The sequence below is a fragment of the Vibrio sp. TRT 2004 genome (assembly GCF_050113735.1).
Taxonomy (GTDB): domain Bacteria; phylum Pseudomonadota; class Gammaproteobacteria; order Enterobacterales; family Vibrionaceae; genus Vibrio.
The window spans coordinates 1-2,133 of sequence record NZ_JBNJOH010000102.1; the positions used below are offsets into that span (position 1 = coordinate 1).

A 2,133-nucleotide genomic window follows, 5' to 3' on the forward strand; every position below is an offset into this window, starting at 1 on the left:
TGCTTATCCATAAAGATAATATACTTAAAACTCCCTAATGAAATTACTGGCAATATAACTATCGCTGGAAAGCACCACGCAATAGCAACAACACCGACAACAGCTATCAACCAATCCAACATTTATTCATTACCCCAAACTTCTTCAACAACGCGTAATCTGACTTTCCACCATAGACTTTTTCTCTTCTTCTGGGTCTATGATTTCTCTTGGGGGTATTTATAATCCATATTCCATCCATAAACTTTTTTAGCATAATCCTATCAAAAGTCAGTGTTCATTATTTCAATGATGTTCAATTCGAAAGTTTACCCTTTAAAACAAATACCATACACTTAGATTCTCCATTAGAAGCTATTTCTGGAAGTAAAGTAGCCTTGCAGAGCAGATGAATCGTTAGAAAATGAATTACAGCTTAAAAGCGCATTGCATTGCCAAGCACTTATCCGCACCAGCAGTTTTGGACACCGAGTTAATTGGCAACTAGGCTTTTACCTTTCATACTTACCTTTAATAATCATTGTCTACCAGTTAAATCCTTAAACAAACTTACCAAATTAGAGGATCAACTCTCTACGGAAATCTGTAGGCTAAATAATGCATATTTTGAATTGGCGAAGGTGTATCACGATATATTTAATGGTGCCTGTCCTTTAAGAGTGAAGGCCTAAACGCGGTGGGTAAAAATTAAACACTCATGCGGTCACACTGAGGATCAGTTACTTAATAATGCTTCGATAGATGTACTTTGAAAAGATCACTAAAAAAAGAATCGCAACGACTTGGGGGATGCTCGGTATATATGGTGAACTATCCAAAGAAGGTAATGCATAGTTACCCTCGATCTCAAAATAGAGAACATTAACGACGAGTAGAACTAAATTGTGTATGCAGTGGGTAACAATGGATACTCGCAAGCCAAATTTATAAAATATCCATCCTAAAACGCCACCCATAACGAATGCATGCAAAATGTCTTGATGCAACATACCAAAGCAAACCGATGAAATAAAAATAGAGATGGTTAAGCCAAACCTACTTAGGCACTGCTTTAACAGATATCCACGAAAAATTACTTCTTCTAACACAGGCACAAGAACACAAAATAACAAGGCAGACTCAATTACGCTTAGCCAGTTGATCACCCCTCCATCATTTTTAAACATGGGCTGATAATAGTTGAGCTGATTTAAGATATAGTTTGAATCAAAGGTGTAAGATAGAGCGGTCGAAAAATAAAAGACAGCTATAGAAAGGGGAAAATATAGAGTCGCTACTATCATCGATTTTTTAAAAGGTGGGGCAGTAGGAATACCATTATTCGAAAGCGGCCCGAATAGTGCCATAGCGAAAGTAACACGGCTTAAATGAACAATAATCACCCAGTAAGATAAAAGAACACTAACGTCAAACTGTCCAAGTATTTCACTAGAATCGTAGAGAATAAAAAACAAGTGCCCTGCGAGGGGCGAGGCACTTGCAGCTATAAAAATAATTAATATAGCAATCTTTAACATGGTATTAACGACCACCTCGTCTATCACTTGAACGTTGATCGCCTGGTGAGTTCATATCACTTCGAGGACGTGATCTCGCAGTTCGATCGCCACTTCTATCACGGCGCTCTCGGTAACGCTCGTAATTTCTCTTAGCCTGCGCGTTAGACAGGTCACCATAATTATCTGACATCCAGGCTATCGCGAAAAGCGCGCGATGCTCCCGTTACCTGTGAGAGAGCGCTTTCTGATAATACATTCATTGATATTTCCTTATCTAGCAAGTGACAATAAACAGATGTAAAGCAAATACTCGCAATAAATTATTAACATTTAATGGTGCCTGTCCTTTAAGCCTGACAATTCCGTTATGAACAACGCGACTCACCTCGTATGGGTAACCGGCGGTGGCATGGTACCCGAACAGGAAATGCGTTCCTATCTAGCAAAGTCACAAGGCTGATAATGCGCTATACATTGGTATTGAAAACACTCATACCCATAAGTCGGTGACCAGCCCAATACTTTTTCAGCACTGGGTGAATCATGTTTCTGAGGGAAAAAACTGCGCATGAATACCACTCGTTGCATCATCCACGCTAGCCATGAGGCAAGAGCGTTCATTACCGAACCAGCA

3 protein-coding genes are annotated in these 2,133 nt (G+C 39.5%); all 3 read right to left on the reverse strand.

The window, feature by feature from the left end:
- Nucleotides 1-719 precede the first annotated feature (719 nt).
- Nucleotides 720-1,517: a CPBP family intramembrane glutamic endopeptidase gene (locus tag ACQEXR_RS19960; protein ID WP_427021013.1), complete on the reverse strand. Its 798-nt coding sequence runs from the start codon at nt 1,515-1,517 to the stop codon at nt 720-722.
- Between the two features lie 4 nt (nt 1,518-1,521).
- A complete protein-coding gene (locus tag ACQEXR_RS19965) occupies nt 1,522-1,689 on the reverse strand; it encodes a hypothetical protein (protein WP_427021014.1) in 168 nt (55 codons plus the stop codon).
- A gap of 245 nt (nt 1,690-1,934) precedes the next feature.
- Nucleotides 1,935-2,133 (reverse strand): hypothetical protein (locus ACQEXR_RS19970; RefSeq protein ID WP_427021015.1); only part of this gene is annotated, 199 nt, incomplete at its 5' end.

Bases quoted from the DNA above. Each gene is read 5' to 3' on its own strand.
- ACQEXR_RS19960 (WP_427021013.1), bottom strand. From the start codon at position 1,517: ATGTTAAAGATTGCTATATTAATTATTTTTATAGCTGCAAGTGCCTCG.
- ACQEXR_RS19965 (WP_427021014.1), bottom strand. From the start codon at position 1,689: ATGTCAGATAATTATGGTGACCTGTCTAACGCGCAGGCTAAGAGAAAT.